The sequence below is a fragment of the Nonomuraea sp. NPDC003727 genome, from assembly GCF_053586935.1.
On sequence record NZ_JBSFNE010000042.1, the window covers coordinates 1 to 16,884 of the forward strand.

The 16,884-nt window shown below is 68.0% G+C and carries 18 protein-coding genes and 4 pseudogenes; 8 read left to right on the forward strand and 14 right to left on the reverse strand.

Annotation, left to right across the window (positions count from 1 at the left end; translation table 11 throughout):
* A pseudogene (locus ACWDLG_RS44585) lies at nt 1-548 on the reverse strand (IS5 family transposase); the annotation flags it as partial.
* 96 nt (nt 549-644) lie between these two features.
* A complete protein-coding gene (locus tag ACWDLG_RS44590) occupies nt 645-1,259 on the reverse strand; it encodes a hypothetical protein (protein WP_449931667.1) in 615 nt (204 codons plus the stop codon).
* A gap of 626 nt (nt 1,260-1,885) precedes the next feature.
* Between ACWDLG_RS44590 and ACWDLG_RS44595 the strand changes: the two are divergent.
* Nucleotides 1,886-2,503, forward strand: a pseudogene (locus ACWDLG_RS44595) (nitroreductase); the annotation flags it as partial.
* Here the strand turns inward: ACWDLG_RS44595 and ACWDLG_RS44600 are convergent.
* Nucleotides 2,500-2,766 carry a hypothetical protein gene (locus ACWDLG_RS44600; protein WP_449931669.1) on the reverse strand — a complete coding sequence of 89 codons (267 nt, stop codon included), beginning with the start codon at nt 2,764-2,766 and terminating at the stop codon, nt 2,500-2,502. The pseudogene ACWDLG_RS44595 and the gene ACWDLG_RS44600 overlap by 4 nt on opposite strands.
* 542 nt (nt 2,767-3,308) lie before the next feature.
* Nucleotides 3,309-3,527 carry a hypothetical protein gene (locus ACWDLG_RS44605; RefSeq protein WP_449931671.1) on the reverse strand — a complete coding sequence of 73 codons (219 nt, stop codon included), beginning with the start codon at nt 3,525-3,527 and terminating at the stop codon, nt 3,309-3,311.
* Nucleotides 3,528-3,544: 17 nt separating this feature from the next.
* Between ACWDLG_RS44605 and ACWDLG_RS44610 the strand changes: the two genes are divergently transcribed.
* Nucleotides 3,545-4,339 carry an oxidoreductase gene (locus tag ACWDLG_RS44610; RefSeq protein ID WP_449931673.1) on the forward strand — a complete coding sequence of 265 codons (795 nt, stop codon included), beginning with the start codon at nt 3,545-3,547 and terminating at the stop codon, nt 4,337-4,339.
* Nucleotides 4,340-4,579: 240 nt separating this feature from the next.
* Here ACWDLG_RS44610 and ACWDLG_RS44615 read toward each other — a convergent pair whose 3' ends face one another.
* The 3 genes and pseudogenes from ACWDLG_RS44615 to ACWDLG_RS44625 all read right to left on the reverse strand — a co-directional run.
* Nucleotides 4,580-5,395, reverse strand: a complete 816-nt coding sequence (locus tag ACWDLG_RS44615; protein WP_449931677.1) for an SDR family oxidoreductase — start codon at nt 5,393-5,395, stop codon at nt 4,580-4,582.
* Entirely contained in the window at nt 5,316-5,945 is a 630-nt protein-coding gene (locus ACWDLG_RS44620; RefSeq protein ID WP_449931700.1) for a VOC family protein, read from the reverse strand. Before ACWDLG_RS44620 ends, ACWDLG_RS44615 begins: the two co-directional genes overlap by 80 nt.
* 545 nt (nt 5,946-6,490) lie before the next feature.
* A pseudogene (locus ACWDLG_RS44625) lies at nt 6,491-6,688 on the reverse strand (integrase core domain-containing protein); the annotation flags it as partial.
* Nucleotides 6,689-6,754: 66 nt separating this feature from the next.
* Here ACWDLG_RS44625 and ACWDLG_RS44630 point away from each other — a divergent pair.
* On the forward strand, nt 6,755-7,045 hold the full coding sequence (locus tag ACWDLG_RS44630; protein WP_449931679.1) for a hypothetical protein: 291 nt from the start codon (nt 6,755-6,757) through the stop codon (nt 7,043-7,045).
* Nucleotides 7,046-7,090: 45 nt separating this feature from the next.
* Here the strand turns inward: ACWDLG_RS44630 and ACWDLG_RS44635 are convergent, their stop codons facing one another.
* Entirely contained in the window at nt 7,091-7,696 is a 606-nt protein-coding gene (locus ACWDLG_RS44635) for a helix-turn-helix domain-containing protein (protein WP_449931681.1), read from the reverse strand.
* Nucleotides 7,697-7,839: 143 nt separating this feature from the next.
* On the opposite strand from ACWDLG_RS44635, the gene ACWDLG_RS44640 reads away from it, so the two are divergent.
* A complete protein-coding gene (locus ACWDLG_RS44640; RefSeq protein ID WP_449931682.1) occupies nt 7,840-8,826 on the forward strand; it encodes an alpha/beta fold hydrolase in 987 nt (328 codons plus the stop codon).
* 216 nt (nt 8,827-9,042) lie between these two features.
* Nucleotides 9,043-9,150 carry a zinc finger domain-containing protein gene (locus ACWDLG_RS44645; RefSeq protein WP_449931683.1) on the forward strand — a complete coding sequence of 36 codons (108 nt, stop codon included), beginning with the start codon at nt 9,043-9,045 and terminating at the stop codon, nt 9,148-9,150.
* A 21-nt stretch (nt 9,151-9,171) separates the two neighbouring features.
* On the opposite strand, the gene ACWDLG_RS44650 is transcribed toward ACWDLG_RS44645, so the two are convergent.
* Nucleotides 9,172-9,738: a hypothetical protein gene (locus ACWDLG_RS44650; RefSeq protein ID WP_449931685.1), complete on the reverse strand. Its 567-nt coding sequence runs from the start codon at nt 9,736-9,738 to the stop codon at nt 9,172-9,174.
* Nucleotides 9,738-10,172, reverse strand: a complete 435-nt coding sequence (locus tag ACWDLG_RS44655; RefSeq protein ID WP_449931686.1) for a hypothetical protein — start codon at nt 10,170-10,172, stop codon at nt 9,738-9,740. Before ACWDLG_RS44655 ends, ACWDLG_RS44650 begins: the two co-directional genes overlap by 1 nt.
* A gap of 21 nt (nt 10,173-10,193) precedes the next feature.
* Here ACWDLG_RS44655 and ACWDLG_RS44660 point away from each other — a divergent pair, with 21 nt between their 5' ends.
* Both ACWDLG_RS44660 and ACWDLG_RS44665 read left to right on the forward strand, forming a co-directional pair.
* On the forward strand, nt 10,194-10,544 hold the full coding sequence (locus ACWDLG_RS44660) for a hypothetical protein (protein WP_449931688.1): 351 nt from the start codon (nt 10,194-10,196) through the stop codon (nt 10,542-10,544).
* A 9-nt stretch (nt 10,545-10,553) separates the two neighbouring features.
* Nucleotides 10,554-11,749, forward strand: a pseudogene (locus ACWDLG_RS44665) (IS701 family transposase).
* Nucleotides 11,750-11,911: 162 nt separating this feature from the next.
* Here the strand turns inward: ACWDLG_RS44665 and ACWDLG_RS44670 are convergent.
* The 4 genes from ACWDLG_RS44670 to ACWDLG_RS44685 all read right to left on the reverse strand — a co-directional run bounded on the left by ACWDLG_RS44670 (nt 11,912) and on the right by ACWDLG_RS44685 (nt 16,725).
* Complete coding sequence (locus ACWDLG_RS44670) at nt 11,912-13,087, reverse strand: alpha/beta hydrolase (protein WP_449931690.1); 1,176 nt, start codon at nt 13,085-13,087, stop codon at nt 11,912-11,914.
* Nucleotides 13,088-13,219: 132 nt separating this feature from the next.
* A complete protein-coding gene (locus ACWDLG_RS44675) occupies nt 13,220-14,191 on the reverse strand; it encodes a hypothetical protein (RefSeq protein WP_449931692.1) in 972 nt (323 codons plus the stop codon).
* Nucleotides 14,192-14,239: 48 nt separating this feature from the next.
* On the reverse strand, nt 14,240-14,833 hold the full coding sequence (locus tag ACWDLG_RS44680; RefSeq protein ID WP_449931694.1) for a response regulator transcription factor: 594 nt from the start codon (nt 14,831-14,833) through the stop codon (nt 14,240-14,242).
* Nucleotides 14,830-16,725 (reverse strand): Tn3 family transposase, encoded by a 1,896-nt coding sequence (locus tag ACWDLG_RS44685; protein ID WP_449931696.1) that lies wholly within the window; start codon nt 16,723-16,725, stop codon nt 14,830-14,832. The genes ACWDLG_RS44680 and ACWDLG_RS44685 overlap by 4 nt, the downstream gene beginning before the upstream one ends.
* Here ACWDLG_RS44685 and ACWDLG_RS44690 point away from each other — a divergent pair.
* Nucleotides 16,703-16,884: hypothetical protein (locus tag ACWDLG_RS44690; RefSeq protein ID WP_449931698.1), on the forward strand; the 182-nt coding region annotated here is incomplete at its 3' end. The two genes, ACWDLG_RS44685 and ACWDLG_RS44690, sit on opposite strands and share 23 nt — an antisense overlap.

Sequence of the window (16,884 nt, forward strand, 5' to 3'; positions counted from 1 at the left end):
GCCGAGCAGGCGCTCATCAGCGTGGTGGCCACCAGCTACCTGCTCGGCGTCTCCACCCGACGCGTCGACAAGCTCATCGAACAACTTGGGATCAACGGTCAGGATCACTGCGAGGGGGATGCCGGTGGCGTCGGTGATCAGGTGGTGCTTGCTGCCGGGACGTCCTCGATCGACCGGGGACGGGCCGGTCTGTGCCCCCCTTTTAGGGCTCTGATGTGGGAAGAGTCCACCACAGCGTGGGAGAGGTCGAGGGCATCGGCGGCCCGTAGTCGGTCCAGCAGCACCTCGTGCAGGCGCTGCCAGACGCCGGCGGCGTTCCACTCGGCCAGGCGCCGCCAGCAGGTCATGCCGGAGCCGTATCCCAGCTCTTGCGGCAGATATTCCCACGCGATCCCGGTGTGCAGCACGAACAAGATGCCCTGCAACGCCAGCCGATCATCCAGCCGCTTGCGTCCCGGATGTCGGAACCGGCGCTCACGTTTGGGCAGCAACGGCTCGATGACCTGCCATAACTCGTCACCGACCTCCCACGGCTTCAGCCGGGCCATCCCCGCTCCTCTCGCCATCACTACAGCGAGAGATCAAAGCACAACAGAGATCATTCTGTTAGCCCCTTTAAGGCACTGGCGGCGGCCCTGATCGTCCTACTCGTGCTGCCACGTGTAGGAGACGACGTCGCTCCACGGAGTACAACGATGAACAACGATGGGGACCTGGCAACCTCGGACCGAGAAGTTCATCGTGCTCTCCCGCCCGGCGTGGCCGTTGGTGGTCACGGCGAAGTCCGCGCCCTGCCCCAGCCGTAGAGTCACTGAACCACTAGACGGAGTTGCTGCTGGAGCCTTGAATACGTGGGTTTTGTTGCCCAGGCCCGGGTTGGTGTTGTAGGCGACCTCGAAGTAATCCCATGGAAGGGCACTCACGTTCTTCCAGCGGAAGACGATTTTGCCGTTGTTCTTGTCGACCACGGTCATCACACCGCGAGGTCCCAGATTCGGCGACCGAACGATGGTGCCCCACCAGAACTCCTGCATGGCACCCTGTCCATGCTGGCGTTCCTTTGCAACCGGGCATGCTAGTTCCCCGTTTCCGGCGCCCGTGGACTGCCAGACTTCGCCGATCAAGCCGGAAGGCTGGAAGGCGGGGTTACACGGCATGCGCGCGGTAGAGGCATGCGCCGCAGCCGGTGCGGCGAAAGCTGCCGAGACTGTCGCGATGGCAGCGGCGAGACCGAGAAGTGAACGGGAAATGCGCCCCATGAGATGTTCCTTTCAGGTGAAAGTCGCTTGTGCGTCTCATGTATACGGACACCCCCTTGCACCTGGGCAAACGTCACTTTATGGCAGCTTTCTTGATACCTGCCGCTCGTCCTCGATGAGCGTGCCGACGCCAGGCGTCGCGCTCTGGAGGCCCTACAGCGAGTGGATGACCAACCCGCCATCCGGGTAGTGACAAGCTCGCCCCTCAGGGCGGCGACGGGGTGCTCCGGGCCGGTCACGGTGGTCAGGCGGGTGAGGGTCTCGGCGTAGCCAGCGCGGGTGGTGGCCGCGGTGATGGAATGGAGGAAGCGCTCGACCGCGGCTGCGGTCGTCGCGCTGGTGGCGGGTTGGGCTGGCCGGGAAAGGCCACGACGGACATGGGCACCATCCAGCAATGTGACACATATTGCCGAGTCGCCCTCGCGGCGGCGGAGGCCGAGCTGGGCGGACACGATCCACGGGGGCCAGAGTGACAGACAATCTAAGTTCTGTTTCACATCGCGCTCACGAGGCGGCTTCTGCCTCGCGGGCCTTTCTGGGCAGCAGGAAGCCGGCCAGGAAGGTCAGCGCGATCATCGCGGCGACGATCCACAACGTGTCGGCGACCGCGGCAGGCCCGCGGGTTCACCGACAGGCCTGTCCCGAGGGAGGTGCTGGAGCGCGTGCTGTCCGCCGCGGCTTGGGCGCCCTCCGGATCGAACCTCCGGTCGTGGCGCGCCTACGTGCTGACCGGCGGGCCGCTGGCCGAGCTCAAGAAGCGCGCTGGCGAGCGCGTGGCCGCAGGCGACCCCTGGGACGAGCGGGAGTACGAGATGTACCCGCCCGTACTGAAGTCCCCGTACCGCGAGCGCCGATCCGCCTTCGGCCATGAGGGCTACAGCGCACTCGGCATTGCGAGCGAGGACTGGGAGGCGCGCCAGAGGGCCGCTTCCGCGAACTGGCAGTCTTTCGGCGCGCCCGCCGCGCTGGTCTGCTACATCGACCGCGACCTGGGCCTGCCCCAATGGTCTGACCTCGGCATGTATCTGCAGACCGTCATGCTGCTGCTGCGCGCCGAAGGGCTGCACAGTTGCCCGCAAATGGCGTGGTCGGTGTATCGCAAGACCGTCGCGGAGATCCTGTCACCCCCGGGCGAGCTCATCCTCTTCTGCGGCATGTCGATCGGGTTCGAGGACGTCATGGTGGATTACGTCCGTACAGGCCGGGCACCGCTCGACGAGACGATCACGTTCATCGAGGGTTAGCATTTCCATCGCATGTGGCGTGACGGGGTGGGTCGATGCTCGCTGATGTGACTGTGTGGCATCACCCGGTGGCGGGCATGCTGCGCCGTCCAGGCACCGGCCGGGAAATCGCAGGCCAGCAGGGCGTCGGACTGCGGGCGCAGTAAGTCGGCCCAGGTGGTGGATGCCCGCTCGGGTGCCGGGTCGAGGCCTTCCTGTTTGAGGATCTCCCAGACCGTGGACGGTGCGATCGCGATGCCGAGTGTGGTGAGCTCGCCGTGCACCCGCCGATAGCCCCACGATGGATTTTCGCGAACCAGGCGCAGGATGAGGGCACGGATGGAGCGGACCGTGGGCGGGCGGCCTCGCCTGTTCGGCCGGCAGGTACGAGCGTGACGCCGTTTCAATCGCCATCTCCACCCTCACTCCGGCACTCGGCAAGTCGTCTTCTGCCCGTATGCCGGCGCGTCGGCAAGGGCACTGGCCCCCGACCCGGGCATCCGGCAAGACTGCCCGGCGCTCGCGAACGTTGCTTGAGCCAGAACGAGCACGGCACCAAGCGATCCGCGGCTGTCTCCCTCCCCCTCCACCCTCCAGACTTACCCGCCTCCAGCGGTCGGACCTGGCATCACCTCGCATCCCATCACCATGACCACCACCTCGGCGAACCAATGTGGTCACAGCACTAGAAAGACCGCCCAGGCGCGTAGTCGATCTTCCCGGCGGGGCGCGGCAGGTCTGCTGATATGTCGGGCCCCTTGGCGTCGGCCACGCTACGGGCGTGCGCGGCCCCGTTCGGCGAAGCTTCTCAGCAGTCGGGGAGAGGTCAGCGGAATCGGTCCAGGAACGCTTCCAGTTCGCGCTCGCCATGGCGGGTCTGCGCGCCCGCGGCGACGGCCGCGCGCATGCGATCGACCATCGCATCCGGGGCCGGGCACACCTTGCCCAAGGCCTTGCTCTCATCGGGGCGGCGGCTGGCGACTTCGCTGGTCAGAGGGTGACACTGAAACCCTGTACGTGATTGCGCGGACTTTCGCGCAATCACGAGATCGGGGGATTCCGATGGAGCTGAACCTCGCGGGCAAGGTCGCCGTCATCACCGCCGCCAGCAAGGGCATCGGCTTGGCCGTCGCCGAGGCGTTCGGCCAGGAGGGCGCTCGCGTCGTCGCGGGCAGCCGGACCGAGACCACGGAGCTCGCCACCCTGCGCGAGAAATATGACGTCATCTTCGTCCCTGTCGATCTCGGCGGCGCCGACGGCCCGAGCCGGCTGATCCAGGCCGCCGCGGACCGGCACGGCACGATCGATGTACTGGTCAACAACCTCGGCACCGCCAGCCCTCGCTCCAGCTTCCTGGACATCGACGACGCCGAGTGGCAGCGCGTCTTCGACCTGACCTTCTTCAGCGCAGTCCGAGCCACCCGTGCCGGCTTGCCGTACCTGCTCGCCGACAGCGGCGGGGCGATCGTCAACATCAGCTCCATCAACGCCCGGCTGCCCTTCCCCTCAGTCATCGACTACTCCGCGGCCAAGGCCGCGCTGACCAACCTCACCAAGGCGCTGTCGGAGGAGTTCGCCCCGCGCGGCGTACGCGCCAACGCCATCGCCCCCGGGCCGGTCCGCACGCCGTTCTGGACCGCTCCGGGCGCCTTCGCCGACAACGTCGCAGCCGGCGCCGGGGTCACCGCGGAGGAAGTACTGAACGACGTGGTCCCGCGCGAGATGGCCATCTCCACCGGGCGGATCACCGAACCCCAGGAGGTGGCCGACCTGGCCGTCTTCCTTGCCTCGCCCCGCGCCGCCAACATCACCGGCGCGGAATTCATCATCGACGGTGGCCAGGTCAAAACCACCTGACCACCGCATCTGTGACGATCGACGTACGCCGCCCGAACTTCTTGACCAGCCTGCGCGGCCAACCGCTGGCGGACTTTCGTCGCAGGGAGGCCGATACCGGCGCTGTTCCGGTCGGCGCCCGCTCCGCTTCGCGCGCGGTCATCCGCTGCAGCGCGGATTGTCGAAGGTGACCCGCCAGTAGGCGTCGGAACACTCGGTGACGGCCGGCGGATATCAGCTCCCCATGGTCTTCACCCTCTGTCAGTAGACGAACTGCTGGCCGCCGTCGATGTCATAGGTCGCACCGGTGAGCGCCGTGTTGGCCATGATGTGTACGGCGAGCGCGGCGACGTCGGCGGGCCCCACGACCCGGCCGATCGGGAGCGTGGCGCGCAGCTCGTTCCGTCGTTCCTCGAGCCGATCTCCCAGCAGCGAGGCCGACAAGGGGGTGTCGACGAAACCTGCGGCGATGAGGTTGACGCGAACCGGCGCGAGCTCCATCGCGAGGGTCGCCGTGAACGGAGGCAGCGCCGCGGTGGCCGCCGAGACGATCCCGAGGCCGTGACCGATCCGTCGGCCCCCTGTGCCGCCCATGAGCACGATCGTGCCCCCGGGCCGCATCTTGCCTGCGGCGTTGCGTGCGATCTCGAGCGCCCGCATGATGTGCCCGCTCATCGCCTGCCGTACGTCGTCTGAGTCCATCTCCAGGACAGGACCGTAGCGTGGGCCGCCGGCCGTGACCATCACATGGTCAATCGCCGGCAGGTCATGGAAGAAGCGCTGTACGGCGGCCGCGTCGTCGGCGTCGAAGGCTGCGGTGCGTTGCGCGCCGACCTCCAGCCCCGCTCGTTCGAGCCGGTCGGGATCGCGGCCGGTGAGTATGACCTCGGCACCCTCGGCACGGGCACGCCGAGCTGTCTCCAGCCCGATCCCCGCGCTGCCACCGATCACGACGATGGTCTGCCCGGCCAGTTCCGGCTCGCGCCGCGACGACGTGTCAGACGACGACATGCTTGACTTCGGCCATGTAGCGTCGAGCGGCCGCGGAAGCCACCGCGGGGGTGCTGCCGTGCTCACGGGCATCCAGGTACGCCGCGTACCAGTCCCACCAGTCATGCTTCGGGGCCACCGCCTCGAAAGCGCTATGGTGTTCGGCCGTCTCGTACAGAAGCTCGGCTGGCCCTGCGACGTCCGTCGACCACACCCTGCCCGGGAGCCGCTCCATCACCTCCTGCAACAGCCGGCTGTTCCCATCAGGATCCGAGAACGACATCCAGCTGCCGTAGGGCCGGCGCTCCGGACCCGGGCCGGGCACGCGCCGCCCCACGCTGTTCACGCCGGAACCGTGCCACACCTCGCTGACCTCCGCGCCGTGGCCCATCAATTCCTCCCGGGCGGCCTCGATGTCCTCGACGATCAGCATCAGGTCCTTCACCGAACGGGGCGCCAACTCCGTGATCCCCGTGCCGAACTGGATCGAGGCGGGCGAGTTGGGCGGGGTGAACTGAACCACCCGGTACCCCTCGTCCACCGTGATGTCGGCGTCCAAGCGCCATCCCAGACCCTCGTAGAAGGCCTTCGCCCGATCGGCATCGGAAACGGGCAGCACCGTAACCTCGAACTTCATGTCCACGCTGTCGTCCTCTCTTGTCCGTTTCATCCGGCATCGAGCCTGCGAACCTGGGGAGACGTCACACGCGATTGTGACCAACGGGGACATGGGGCCACCCCCGAGCCACCGCGACTGTGATTCCCAGCACCTGCCACCAGGTAACCAGCCCATACGTCAAGAACGCGGCCATGGCTCCCTGATTGAAGTCGGTGAATACCTGTCCGGAGTGATGCTTTGACACCTCCGACGATGAAGCGCCGCGGGCTCCGGTCTTGCCGTCATCCGACTGAGTGATGCGCGGTCGACCGGCCAGGGGCTCGCGCCCCGCACCCCTCCCACCGCGGCCCACAGGGGAGGCTCAGGCCATGCTGTTCATCGAGGTCCTGGCGCCCAAGGCGCGCACGCGACGAGGAAGAGCAGGCACCCGCGCCAGGCGAACAGATCCCGAATCTCCCTGGACGCCCGGACCGACCGCGCCTGCCGAAAAGTTCATCCAGGCAGTCAAGCGGCATGTGAGTACTCGTGGAGGGGCGTTCGCCCCGAAGTGTGGACACCGGCTGTCATGCGGCGAGCAGCACTCTATCGATGGTCTGCTGCTCGTAGTCGATCGGGCTGAGGTAATCGAGGGCGGAGTGGCGCCTTCGGGTGTTGTAGCGGGTGATCCACTTGAAGGCCGCCAGGCGAGCCTCGCGCGCTGAGGGCCAGCGCTTGGCGCCCTGGAGGGGCTCGCGTTTGAGGGTGGCGTTGAACGCCTCGGCCTCGACGTAGGCAATCAGCAGCGCTTTCTCGAATCGCTCGAACGTCATGATCAGGACCTGCCCGCCTTGGAGTCACCGCTGTCCAAGGTGCTGGCCAAGCAGGCGAACGACCTCGTTCGCCGTTGCTTGGGATCCACCCGTAAGCGAATCGAGACCTTAGCCACAGGGGCCGGAGTCACCGCAGGTCAGAGGCTACTTCGTTGGAAATTTCTTCATTATTACCGGGACCCCCTCAAGGACAGGCACATCAACTTCCTGGGCCGCTACCTGTTCAACATCAAGGTCAGCGGCCCCGGCCAGGGCCTGCGCCCCTTCCGCGACCCCGACGTTGCTGAGGACAACGAGGAAGAGGCCTGACATCCCGGGCGTATCCAGGACGTCAGGCCGTTCGTACGCTGCTTGCTACCGGGCCCTGGGGCCGGGGGCGGGCGGGGTGCGCGGTCGCAGGCGCTCTCCCTGCGGCCCGAACATGATCAGGTACTCGACCGGGCCGCCGGCGCCGGCGTTCGCGACCCCGTGGGGATTGCGGGTGTCGAACTCGGCGACGTCCCCGGCACTCAGGACGAGGTCCTGGTCGCCGAGTGCGAGCCACAGCCGCCCGTACAGGACGCACAGCCATTCCCAGCCGTCGTGGGAGACCTGCCGGGGCCGCGCGGGCGGCTCCTGGACGGCGGGCAGGACGTGTTTGTGGGCGTGCAGGCCCCCGACGTACCGGGTCAGCGGCAGCACCGCCTTGTCGTCGCCGAAACGCTGGAGCGCGGAGGTGCGGGGCCCGGCGGCGGGGGCGGTGCCGGCCAGCTCGTCCAGGGAGACGCCGTACTCCTTCGCCAACTGCAACACCGCTTCCAGGGTGGGCTTGCGTCGGCTGGTCTCAATCCGCGACAGCGTGCTCGGGGAGATGCCGGTCGCGCGGCTGACGCCGGTGAGCGTGGAGCCGCGGTGTTCGCGCGTGGCCCGCAGCCGGGGGCCCATCGCCGCCAGCGTGTCGGCCACGTCGTCGCCTGTCACCCGCTCTGCCCCCTTCTGGACGTGCCGCTCCACCATCTGTCCTGCAAGTTTGCCAGAGTGGCAAGAGTAATCGCGTCGGACGGTCGCCGCGCCGCATGATCGATGCGTACCTGCATCCACCCGCGAACCGAGGAGAAGCCCCCATGCAGCCCGAGCCGTCCGCCGCACTCCGCCACCGCACCGTCGAGGCCCCGGCCGGGCGCCTGCACCTGGTCGAGCAGGGCACCGGCCCGCTGGTCCTGCTCGTGCACGGCTTCCCCGAGTCCTGGTACTCCTGGCGCCGCCAGCTCCCGGCCCTCGCCGCGGCCGGCTACCGGGCGGTGGCGATCGACGTGCGCGGCTACGGCCGCTCCTCCAAGCCTGCGGCGACCGACGCCTACCGGATGCTGGACCTGGTGGAGGACAACGTCGCCCTCGTGCACGCCCTCGGCGAGGAGAACGCGGTGGTCGTCGGCCACGACTGGGGCTCTAACATCGCCGCCACCTCCGCCCTGCTCCACCCCGAGGTCTTCCGGGCCGTCGCCCTGCTGAGCGTCCCGTACGCGCCACCCGGCGGCCCCCGCCCCACCGACATCTTCGGCCAGATCGGCGGCCCCGAGCAGGAGTTCTACGTCTCCTACTTCCAGGAGCCCGGCCGCGCCGAGACGGAGATCGAGTCTGACGTGCGGGGCTGGCTCGCGGGCTTCTACGCCGCCCTGTCCGCCGACACCATGCCCGCCCAGGGCGAGCCCGACCCGCACTTCGTCGCCCACGGCGGCCAGCTGCGTGACCGTTTTCCCGCCGGCATCCTCCCGGTCTGGCTGACCGAGGACGACCTCGACGTTTACGCCGGAGAGTTCGAGCGCACGGGTCTGACCGGCGCCCTCAACCGCTACCGCAACGTGGACCGCGACTGGGAAGACCTCGCCCCCCACCGCGGCGCCCCGATCAAGCAGCCGTCCCTGTTCATCGGCGGCGCCCTGGACGCCTCCACCACCTGGATGTCCGACGCTATCGAGGCCTTCCCCACCACCCTTCCCGGCCTGACCGCCTCCCACCTCGTAGAGGGCTGCGGCCACTGGATCCAGCAGGAACGCCCCGAGGAGATCAACCGTCTGCTGACCGGCTGGCTCAACGCCCTCACGGGCTGAACCGCCAGGCGCGGCCGGGGCTTCTGTATACGGAACAGTTCGGCCCGCGTACCCAAGCGCAGCGGCCATGGCCGGGTGCTGCGTGATTCTCACAAATGACCAGTTGCGAGAGTTCTGCGAACACCCGGGAGCCGCTCACGAATCCGCAGGTCGCCGTTCGCAGAACTCCTCGCAAAACCAGCATGTTGTGCGAGACGGTTCTGACAGACTGCGCGGGTGGACCTGACGCCCGATCAAGCAGCAAAAGCGGTAGAACGAAACGACTGTCCGAAGTGTGAAGCCCCGGCGGGCAGCGCCTGCCGCACCCGGAGCGGAAGTGCGTAACGAAGTACCACACCGCCCGCGTCATCCTCGTCCCCGCGCTCCGCGAGGAACTGGAGGTGACCGTCCCCGAGGACCGCGGCCCGGGCGGACGTGGAAGGCGGGCCCGCCCGTCGAAGCCCCGGTGTACGCGCCGATCCGGCCGCTCACGTCGGGATGGTGTGTGATGACCCGCTGGACGAGCAGGCCGTTGAACATCTGCTCTAGTCCCGCGGAGGCCGCCAGCTTGTCGGGACTGTACTTGAGGTAGTCGACGCTCGGATGCCGTCCCCACTGGTAGAAGAGTTCGACCACCTTGGACAGGCTGTCGCAGCCGAGGAAGCCAGGCTGGAACGGCGTCGTCTGCTGGATGTGGGCCAGCTCGGCGAGCATGCCGACGAAGCCGCGGTTGCCCGTCAGCGGGCCGCCCAGTCTGCCCAGCACCAGCATCCGCCTCAACCACCGGCTGAAGTTCGCCGTTCCGGGCACGGAATGGTGGAGAGGAACCGACAACCCGGTGTCCCGCAGCAGTGTCGCCACCTTGAATTGGCGGGCGTCGATGATGTCGAGCGCAGTGAGAACGGTGCCGCCTTTGGGCTTCGGCGGGCCCATCAGGTCGGCGCTTCTTCGTCGGCGGACAGCAGGGCGCGCAGGTCGTCGCAGAGGCGGTGGGTGAGCAGCGACACCTCGACCGCGGGCAGCCGGGCGCCGATCTTGCCGAGGGCCATGGCGTGGACGATCTCGATCACCAGGGTCTCGGGCAGGTCGGCGCGCGCGCGCAGGAGTGAGCCGAGTTCGGCGAGCCGCTGGACGTCCGCGCCGACATCGAGGATGTTCGAGGTCAGCCGCCGGCTGGCGATTGCCATGTGGTCGGTGATCTCGGCGATCTGGAGGGTGAGCGCGGCCAGGTCGGCCAGTGCGGCGGCCCCGCGCATCCCGGCCGCGAGCGAGGTGAGCGCGACGCCGTTCAGCCCTGGGGCGAGCAGCAGCGCCAGGCTGAGCACCGTACTGATGATCGACAGCGCCCGCAGGGCCTTGGCGCGCATTCTCTTGGCAGCGTCTGCGGCGTGGCGGCGTTCCACCAAGGCGATCCGGTAGTGCTGGGCGACGACGCGGGCGAGCCCGTCGGTGGGCAGCAGCCCGTTGTTGATGACGCGATGCCACAGCTCCTCGTGCAGCAGGTAGGCCCAGCCGGGATCGTCCCCGACATAGGCCTCGGCGGCAATGACGGCCCGTTCGGGGCCGGTTTGCGTGACTTCGATCCGGTGGCCAGCGGCCAGGGGTCCTTCGGCGGCGGCAGCAGGCTTTCCGGCACCACCAGCTGGACCCGCCCGGACGGCCTGCGGCCCAGCACGTCGTTCAGCAGTGCCGTGTGCTTTGTGATCTCCGCAACTACAGCCAGGCTTTGTGATCTATAGTCCGGCGGCATGTCGGACGAGTTAACCGCTGACGACCTCCGCGCGTGGTCGTCCGGGCCGGACGCGCTGTTCGGGCGGATAGCAGGCCGGTTCGGGCGCGTGGAGCCCCGAAAGCAGGCGCGGGCGTATGTGACGGGGCTGCTGGCTCCGGTCGAGCGTAAGAACGGCTGGCAGCTCGCGGAGGCGGCCGGGGATGCGGCGCCGGATCGGATGCAGCGGCTGCTGAACAACGCCCGCTGGGACGCCCGCCAGGTGCGCGCCGATCTGCGCACGTATGTGGTGGAGCACCTCGGCCACCGCGATGGTGTGCTGATCGTGGACGACACCGGGTTCCTCAAGAAGGGCGACAAGTCGGCCGGGGTGCAACGCCAGTACTCCGGCACCGCCGGCCGCATCGAAAACGGCCAGGTCGGGGTGTTTGTGGCCTACGCCTCCCCGCTGGGCCGGCATTAATCGATGCCGAGCTGTATCTGCCGAAGTTCTGGACCGAGGACCGGGTCCGATGCGCTCAGGCGGGCATCGGTGAGGATGTGTCGTTCGCCACCAAGCCGGTGCTGGCCCGGCAGATGCTGGGGCGCGCGGTGGAGGCGGGAATGCCCGTCTCCTGGGTCACCGCTGATGAGGCCTACGGCATGGACGACAAGTTCCGGCGCTTTTGTGAAGGGCGCCGGCTGCATTATGTAGTGGCCGTGCCCAAGAACCAGACCGTCGGTTTCGGAGCGGGCGGGGATGTCCGCGCTGACACCCTGGCCGCCCAAGCCCCGCCCGAGGCATGGCAACGCCGCTCGTGCGGCGATGGCGCCAAAGGTCCACGCGTGTACGACTGGGCGCCGGCCACCGTCCCTTTCGAGACCGAACCCGGCTACCAGCGCTGGCTCCTGGTCCGGCGCGGCCTGACGCCCAATCCCAAGGGTGAGGTCGAACTGGCCTACTACCTGTGCCATGGCCCGGCCGGCACCACGATCGAGGACCTGATCGGCATCGCCGGAGCGCGCTGGGCCATCGAAGAGTGCTTCCAGAGCGCCAAGAACGAGACCGGCCTCGATCAGTACCAGGTCCGCCGGTTCGACGGCTGGCACCGTCACATCACGCTGGCCATGCTGGCCCACGCCTACCTGGCCGTCACCGCCGCCCATGCCCCAAAAGCCCAACCGGCCTGGTTCGCCTCACCCCCGCCGGGATCCGCCGTCTCCTGGCACACCTGACCAGCGCCGCCACCCGCTCCCTGGACCAGCCTCTCCAACGGGCCCTGGCCTGGTCACAGCGTCGGCGAGCTCACCAAACCCGCGCCCGCAGCAGCCACTACTGGAAACGCCGGCTCCGCCACAACCAGATCCAGATATAGATCACAAAGCCTGGCTGTAGTACTAGTCGGCTATGGCTCTTCTTTCCCGTGATCTCACCCAGGCAGTGAAGCCTTCGAGCGCGTCGACGACCGCCTCGAAGCGGACCGAGTGGTACAGGTCGAAGGCGTGGTTGCCGCCGCGCAGTTCGGCGTAGACGACGGGGGAGGTCGAGGTCTGGCGTAGCTGGTCGGCGAAGTGGCGGGCTTCTGCCACGGGCACCACCGGATCCATGTCACCGTGGGCCACGAGGAACGGCGGTGCGTCCGGTGCGACGTGGGCCAGCGGCCCGGCCTCCGCGTCCTGGTCGAAGTAGCCGCCGTACCAGCCGTTCAGATAGATGGCGCCGCTCACGCAGGTGTCGGCGTGCTCGAAGCCCGGCTGGAAGGCGGGGTCGTTGGGGGTGAGCGCTGCCAGCGCCGCAATGTGTCCGCCCGCCGAACTGCCCGCGACGAACAGGGTCGAGGGGTCGGCGCCGTATCCGTGGGCGTGCTCGCGCACCCAGGCGATGATCTTCTTGAGGTCGATCAGGTGGTCCGGGTGCTGAAACTCGGGCCGGAGCCGGTAATTGGCGCTGATGCACACCCAACCTCGGCTGGCGAGGTGGTAGAGCAGGGGGAGTGACTGGCTGTTCTTGTGGCCGCCGGTGTAGAAGCCGCCGTGCAGGTGGATCATCACGGGCGCGCCTTGCGGGCGCGAGCGGTGCTGGTAGAGATCCAGCAGGTTACGGCGGCCCGCGTCGCCGTAGGAGAGGTTGGCCACCCGCCGCACGTCCAGGCGGCGCTTGACGATGGGCAGGAACAGGATCCGGGCCCACGGGGCACGGCGCCGCAGTCTCGTGGACAGGTCGGCGTCGATGGCGGTGCGCCACCCCGCGCCCAGCCCCGCGTCCATCGCGCGCTCGATCCTGGCCCGCTCGCCCAACGCGCGGGAGGCGATAACCGCGAGTCCGATCGCGGTCACGGCAGCCAAAGCGACGACCGCCCAGCCGCCCGCCGAGGCGATGTCATCATCGGCGATCGCCAGCGCCGTCGGGACCAGCAGTATCCAGAAGAAGGCCGCAAACGGCAGCTCGTTGGCGGCCAGCCCGAAGAAGTAGCTCACGCGGCCGAGGGGATGTGAAAAGAACGGCAGCGGCCGTAACGCGAACAGCGTGCCGATCGCGGTGACCGCCACAGTGAACAGATACCCGATGGGCACGGAACCTCCAACGACGGCAGCTCTGCACAGACTGTGAGCATTCCCTCATGGTGGAACATTTGGGACCTTCAGGATTAGTGTGGGATCTTAACGACAAATCTGGAGTGATCTCGAGAGCGCCAAGGCTGAAGATCAGACTGGCGCTGCGGTGCGGCGGAGCCGTGCCACCACAAAGGCGAGCAGCCCGATGGCGGCCAGCGCGAAGACAGCGTTGCCGATGAGGTCCACATGCGCGGGCGCCGGGAAGCTCGGCGGCTGGGGGAAGCCGTGCCATGCGTAGGTGAGCAGGCCGGCGGCGCCCAGGGCGAACTTGTGCCAGGGGCCCCAGCCGATGCGCCGGGACCAGCGCAGGATGAGCAGCGTCATCGTGGCGTAGAGCGCGAGGTAGAAGCCGACCGTGATCCACGCGGGCACGCTGGACTGCAGATTGGCCGTCATGGCGGGGAGCATGAACGCCAGCCCGGCCACGATTGTGATCGCGAAGACGGTCCACGGGCCGGCCGATGCGGCCGGCGGGAGGGGACGGCGGAACCGGACGGTAAGGAACGCGGCGATGATCAGGGCGACGGCCGTGATGAGCGTCCAGGTGACCTGCGCGGCTGACACCGGGTAGATGACCGGGCTTGCCAGGGCGACTACTGCGCCCCCCAGCAGGAACAGGATGGCGGTCACGGTGAGGCCGATCTTGCCGAGCCAGGGTGTGTCCGGGCGGCGTGAGCCCGCTTCGACGAGCGAGATCGGCACCGCGATGCTCCACACCCCATGGATGGCCAGGACGAACACGGTCCAGTAGGCGCCGATGCCCAGCGCAGGGATGAACCCGTAGTCGAGCAGCCGCAACCCGACGTAGTCGGGGTTGAACAGCGATTGGGTGAGCAGGCCCTCCTCGATCACGGCGTAGGCGAGCCCGAGCAGGATGATCCCCGGCCACCCGAGCCGCCACCGGCGGGCGACCTCACGGATCAGCAACGCGCCGCCGCCGTAGAGCGGGATCAGCCCGATGATCATCGGTAGGGCGTTGATGGAGATGTTGCCGAGCAGATATTCGCCGACCAGCGGCGCGAGAACAAGCAGGCCAAGTGCTGGAAGAATGCGTTTGAACACGTCTGCTAGCGTGCCGACGGCGCGGCGATGCCAGTAGTGACAAACGTCCTATAGCCAGCCCTTGTCCTCGGCAGCGCGTACGGCTTCGGCCCGATTGCGCGCCCCTACCTTCTGGCCGGCGCTGGACAGATAGTTGCGTACGGTGCCGGCCGACAGGAACATCCGCTGTGCGATGTCGGCGATCGTCGCGCCATCGGCCGCGGCCCGCAACACCTCCCGCTCCCGGTCGGTGAGTGGATTGGCACCCGCGGACCGGCTCGCGGCGGCCAGCTTGTGGTCGATCACCCTGCCTCCCCCGGCCACTTCCCTGATCGCGTTGGCGAGTTCGTCGGCTCGCGCGTCCTTGAGGACGTAGCCTGCCACGCCCGCGTTGACGGCCCTGCTCAGATAGCCGGGACGACCGAACGTGGTCAGGATGATCACGCGGACGCCGGACAGCTCGGCCGCGACGGTGAGGCCGTCTTTGCCGGGCATCTCGATGTCGAGCAGGACCACGTCTGGTTGGAGTCGAGTGACCGCGCCTGCCACCTCCTCGCCGGTACCGACTTCGCCGACCACCGTGATGTCGTCTTCGAAGCTGAGCAGGGCGGCCATCGCCTGCCGTACCAGATGCTGGTCGTCCGCCAGCAGAACATTGATCACGCGGGCAGCCTAGCCCGCAGGATGAAGCCCTCATCGGTGGCCGAATGCTCCAGGGTGCCGCCGACCGCATCGAGCCGCTCAGACAGGCCGCGCAGCCCGTTGCCATCGCCGGGCGCCTTGCCGCTGCCGAGGCCGTCGTCGGACACCTCGGCCACGACGTGATCGCCATCGGTGAAGACCTTGATCTCGCAGTGGCTGGCGCGGCTGTGCCGTACAACATTGGTGGTGCCCTCACGCACCACCCACGCCAGCAGCGACGCCGCGTCCGCCGGCACGTCGTCGGCCGCCACCGCGGCGTGGATCCCGGCAGCGGTCAGCGCCTCGCGCGCCCGCGTGAGCTCCTCGCGCAGCGACAGCGACCGATAGCCGCTGACCGCCTCGCGCACATCCTCCAGCGCCTGCCTGGACAGCTCCTCCAGCTGCCTGATCTCCTCACGAGCCCGTGCGGGATCTCGTTCGATCAGCCGATCGGCGAGCTGGGTCTTCAACGTCATCACCGACAGGCTGTGTCCGATGATGTCGTGCATATCCCGGGAAAACCGGAGCCGCTCGTTCTCGACGGCCAGCTGTTCAGCCCTGGTTCTCTCCTCGCGAAACCGAAGGAACATGTCGATCAGGCCGGCGAACAGCACGGGCTGCAGCGGCATCCACCACGTGCCGGACAGGGGCAGGTCAAGGTAGAGCAGCCCGCCGACGTAGGCCGCCACGATGACCGCCATCCCCGCGAACATCGCCCGGCGTGGAACTGACGCGACCAGCGCGGCCACGGTGAAGTACGTCGAGATGAGCAGCCACTGATCGCCAAGCGGGGGCACCAGCGCGATCCACAGCACGTACAGCAGCCCAAGCGCCCACGGCGTCGCATTCCTTCTGGGACCCGCCAGAGCCGTCCACGCCACCCGTAGATAGCAGGCGACGAAGCCAAGCAGACCACCGACCGCCAAGACCACCCGGCTGACAGGTGGCTCAGTATCGAGGAACGGCAGCACCGGAAACCAGATGAACAGCAGATAGACGCTGCTCCAGAACCGCCCTCCCATTCCTGGAGAGCGTAATGCCTCGTGACGGAGATGGCGCCATGCGCCCGGGGTTCCGTTCGGCCACGAGCCGGCTCGTCGGATTTCGTCGTCGTCAGCGTCGGGCGCGTCGGGATCACGCAGGTCGCGGATCGCTCCCGGAGCCAGGTCGGGAAGCACGAAGATGTAGGCGCCATGGGCGCCCAGGTGGGTGTTGACGAAGGGCGAGAGCCGGGCCATGTCCTCGTCTCCGACCGGATAATCCTGCGCCTTCAGCTGTCGTAGTGCCGCGTCCAGATAGACCGTTGTCCATAAAACGACGCAGTTGAGAACAATGCCGAGGACGCCGAGTTGATTTTCCAGTCCGCGTTCGTACCGGTGGTAGAGCTCGCCCTTCTTGCCGTGGCAGATCTTCCGCGCCAGGGCATGCCGGCCCTCCTGCAGGTTGCGGATGTGCTTGATGTCGCGCCGGTAGGTCTCGTCGGTGCGGTGGGGTTGGCCCTCGCGCTGCAGCATCGTCACCACGTCGTAGGCGCGGACGGTACCGGTGTAGATCGAGGCGCCCACGCGCAGGATGTCCGGCCACGTCCGCCGCACTTTGTGCAGGTCGATCCTCCCGCGGGCAAAGGTGCCGAGCGGCCCGTAGTCGGCCTTGACCAGGGCCGCCCGCAGCTCCGCCCGCGACACCACCGCCTCGATTGCTTCCCACACCACCGACACCCGCGGCTCCTCATCCTCTCCACCCCAGGAGTCGGAGTCGAACAGCGCCTCCACCGCCACCGCCAGGCGAGCCGAAGCCTTGGCCAGTTTCGGGTGCTTGCGGACCTTCTCCTTGTCGGCTGCGCTCTGCGCCTTGTTCAGCAGCTCGGTCGTCATCAGCAGGTCCAGTAGTTCCACCCTCGCCGGCGGGCTGGCCTTCCGGCTGGCGGTGTTCGCCGGAGCCGTCGCCCTGGCGGCGAGCCTGCGCCGCGGCCACAACTGGGCCAGGATCGCGCTGGCCCTCACCCTCGGCGTCTTCGGCACGCTGTCGCTGGT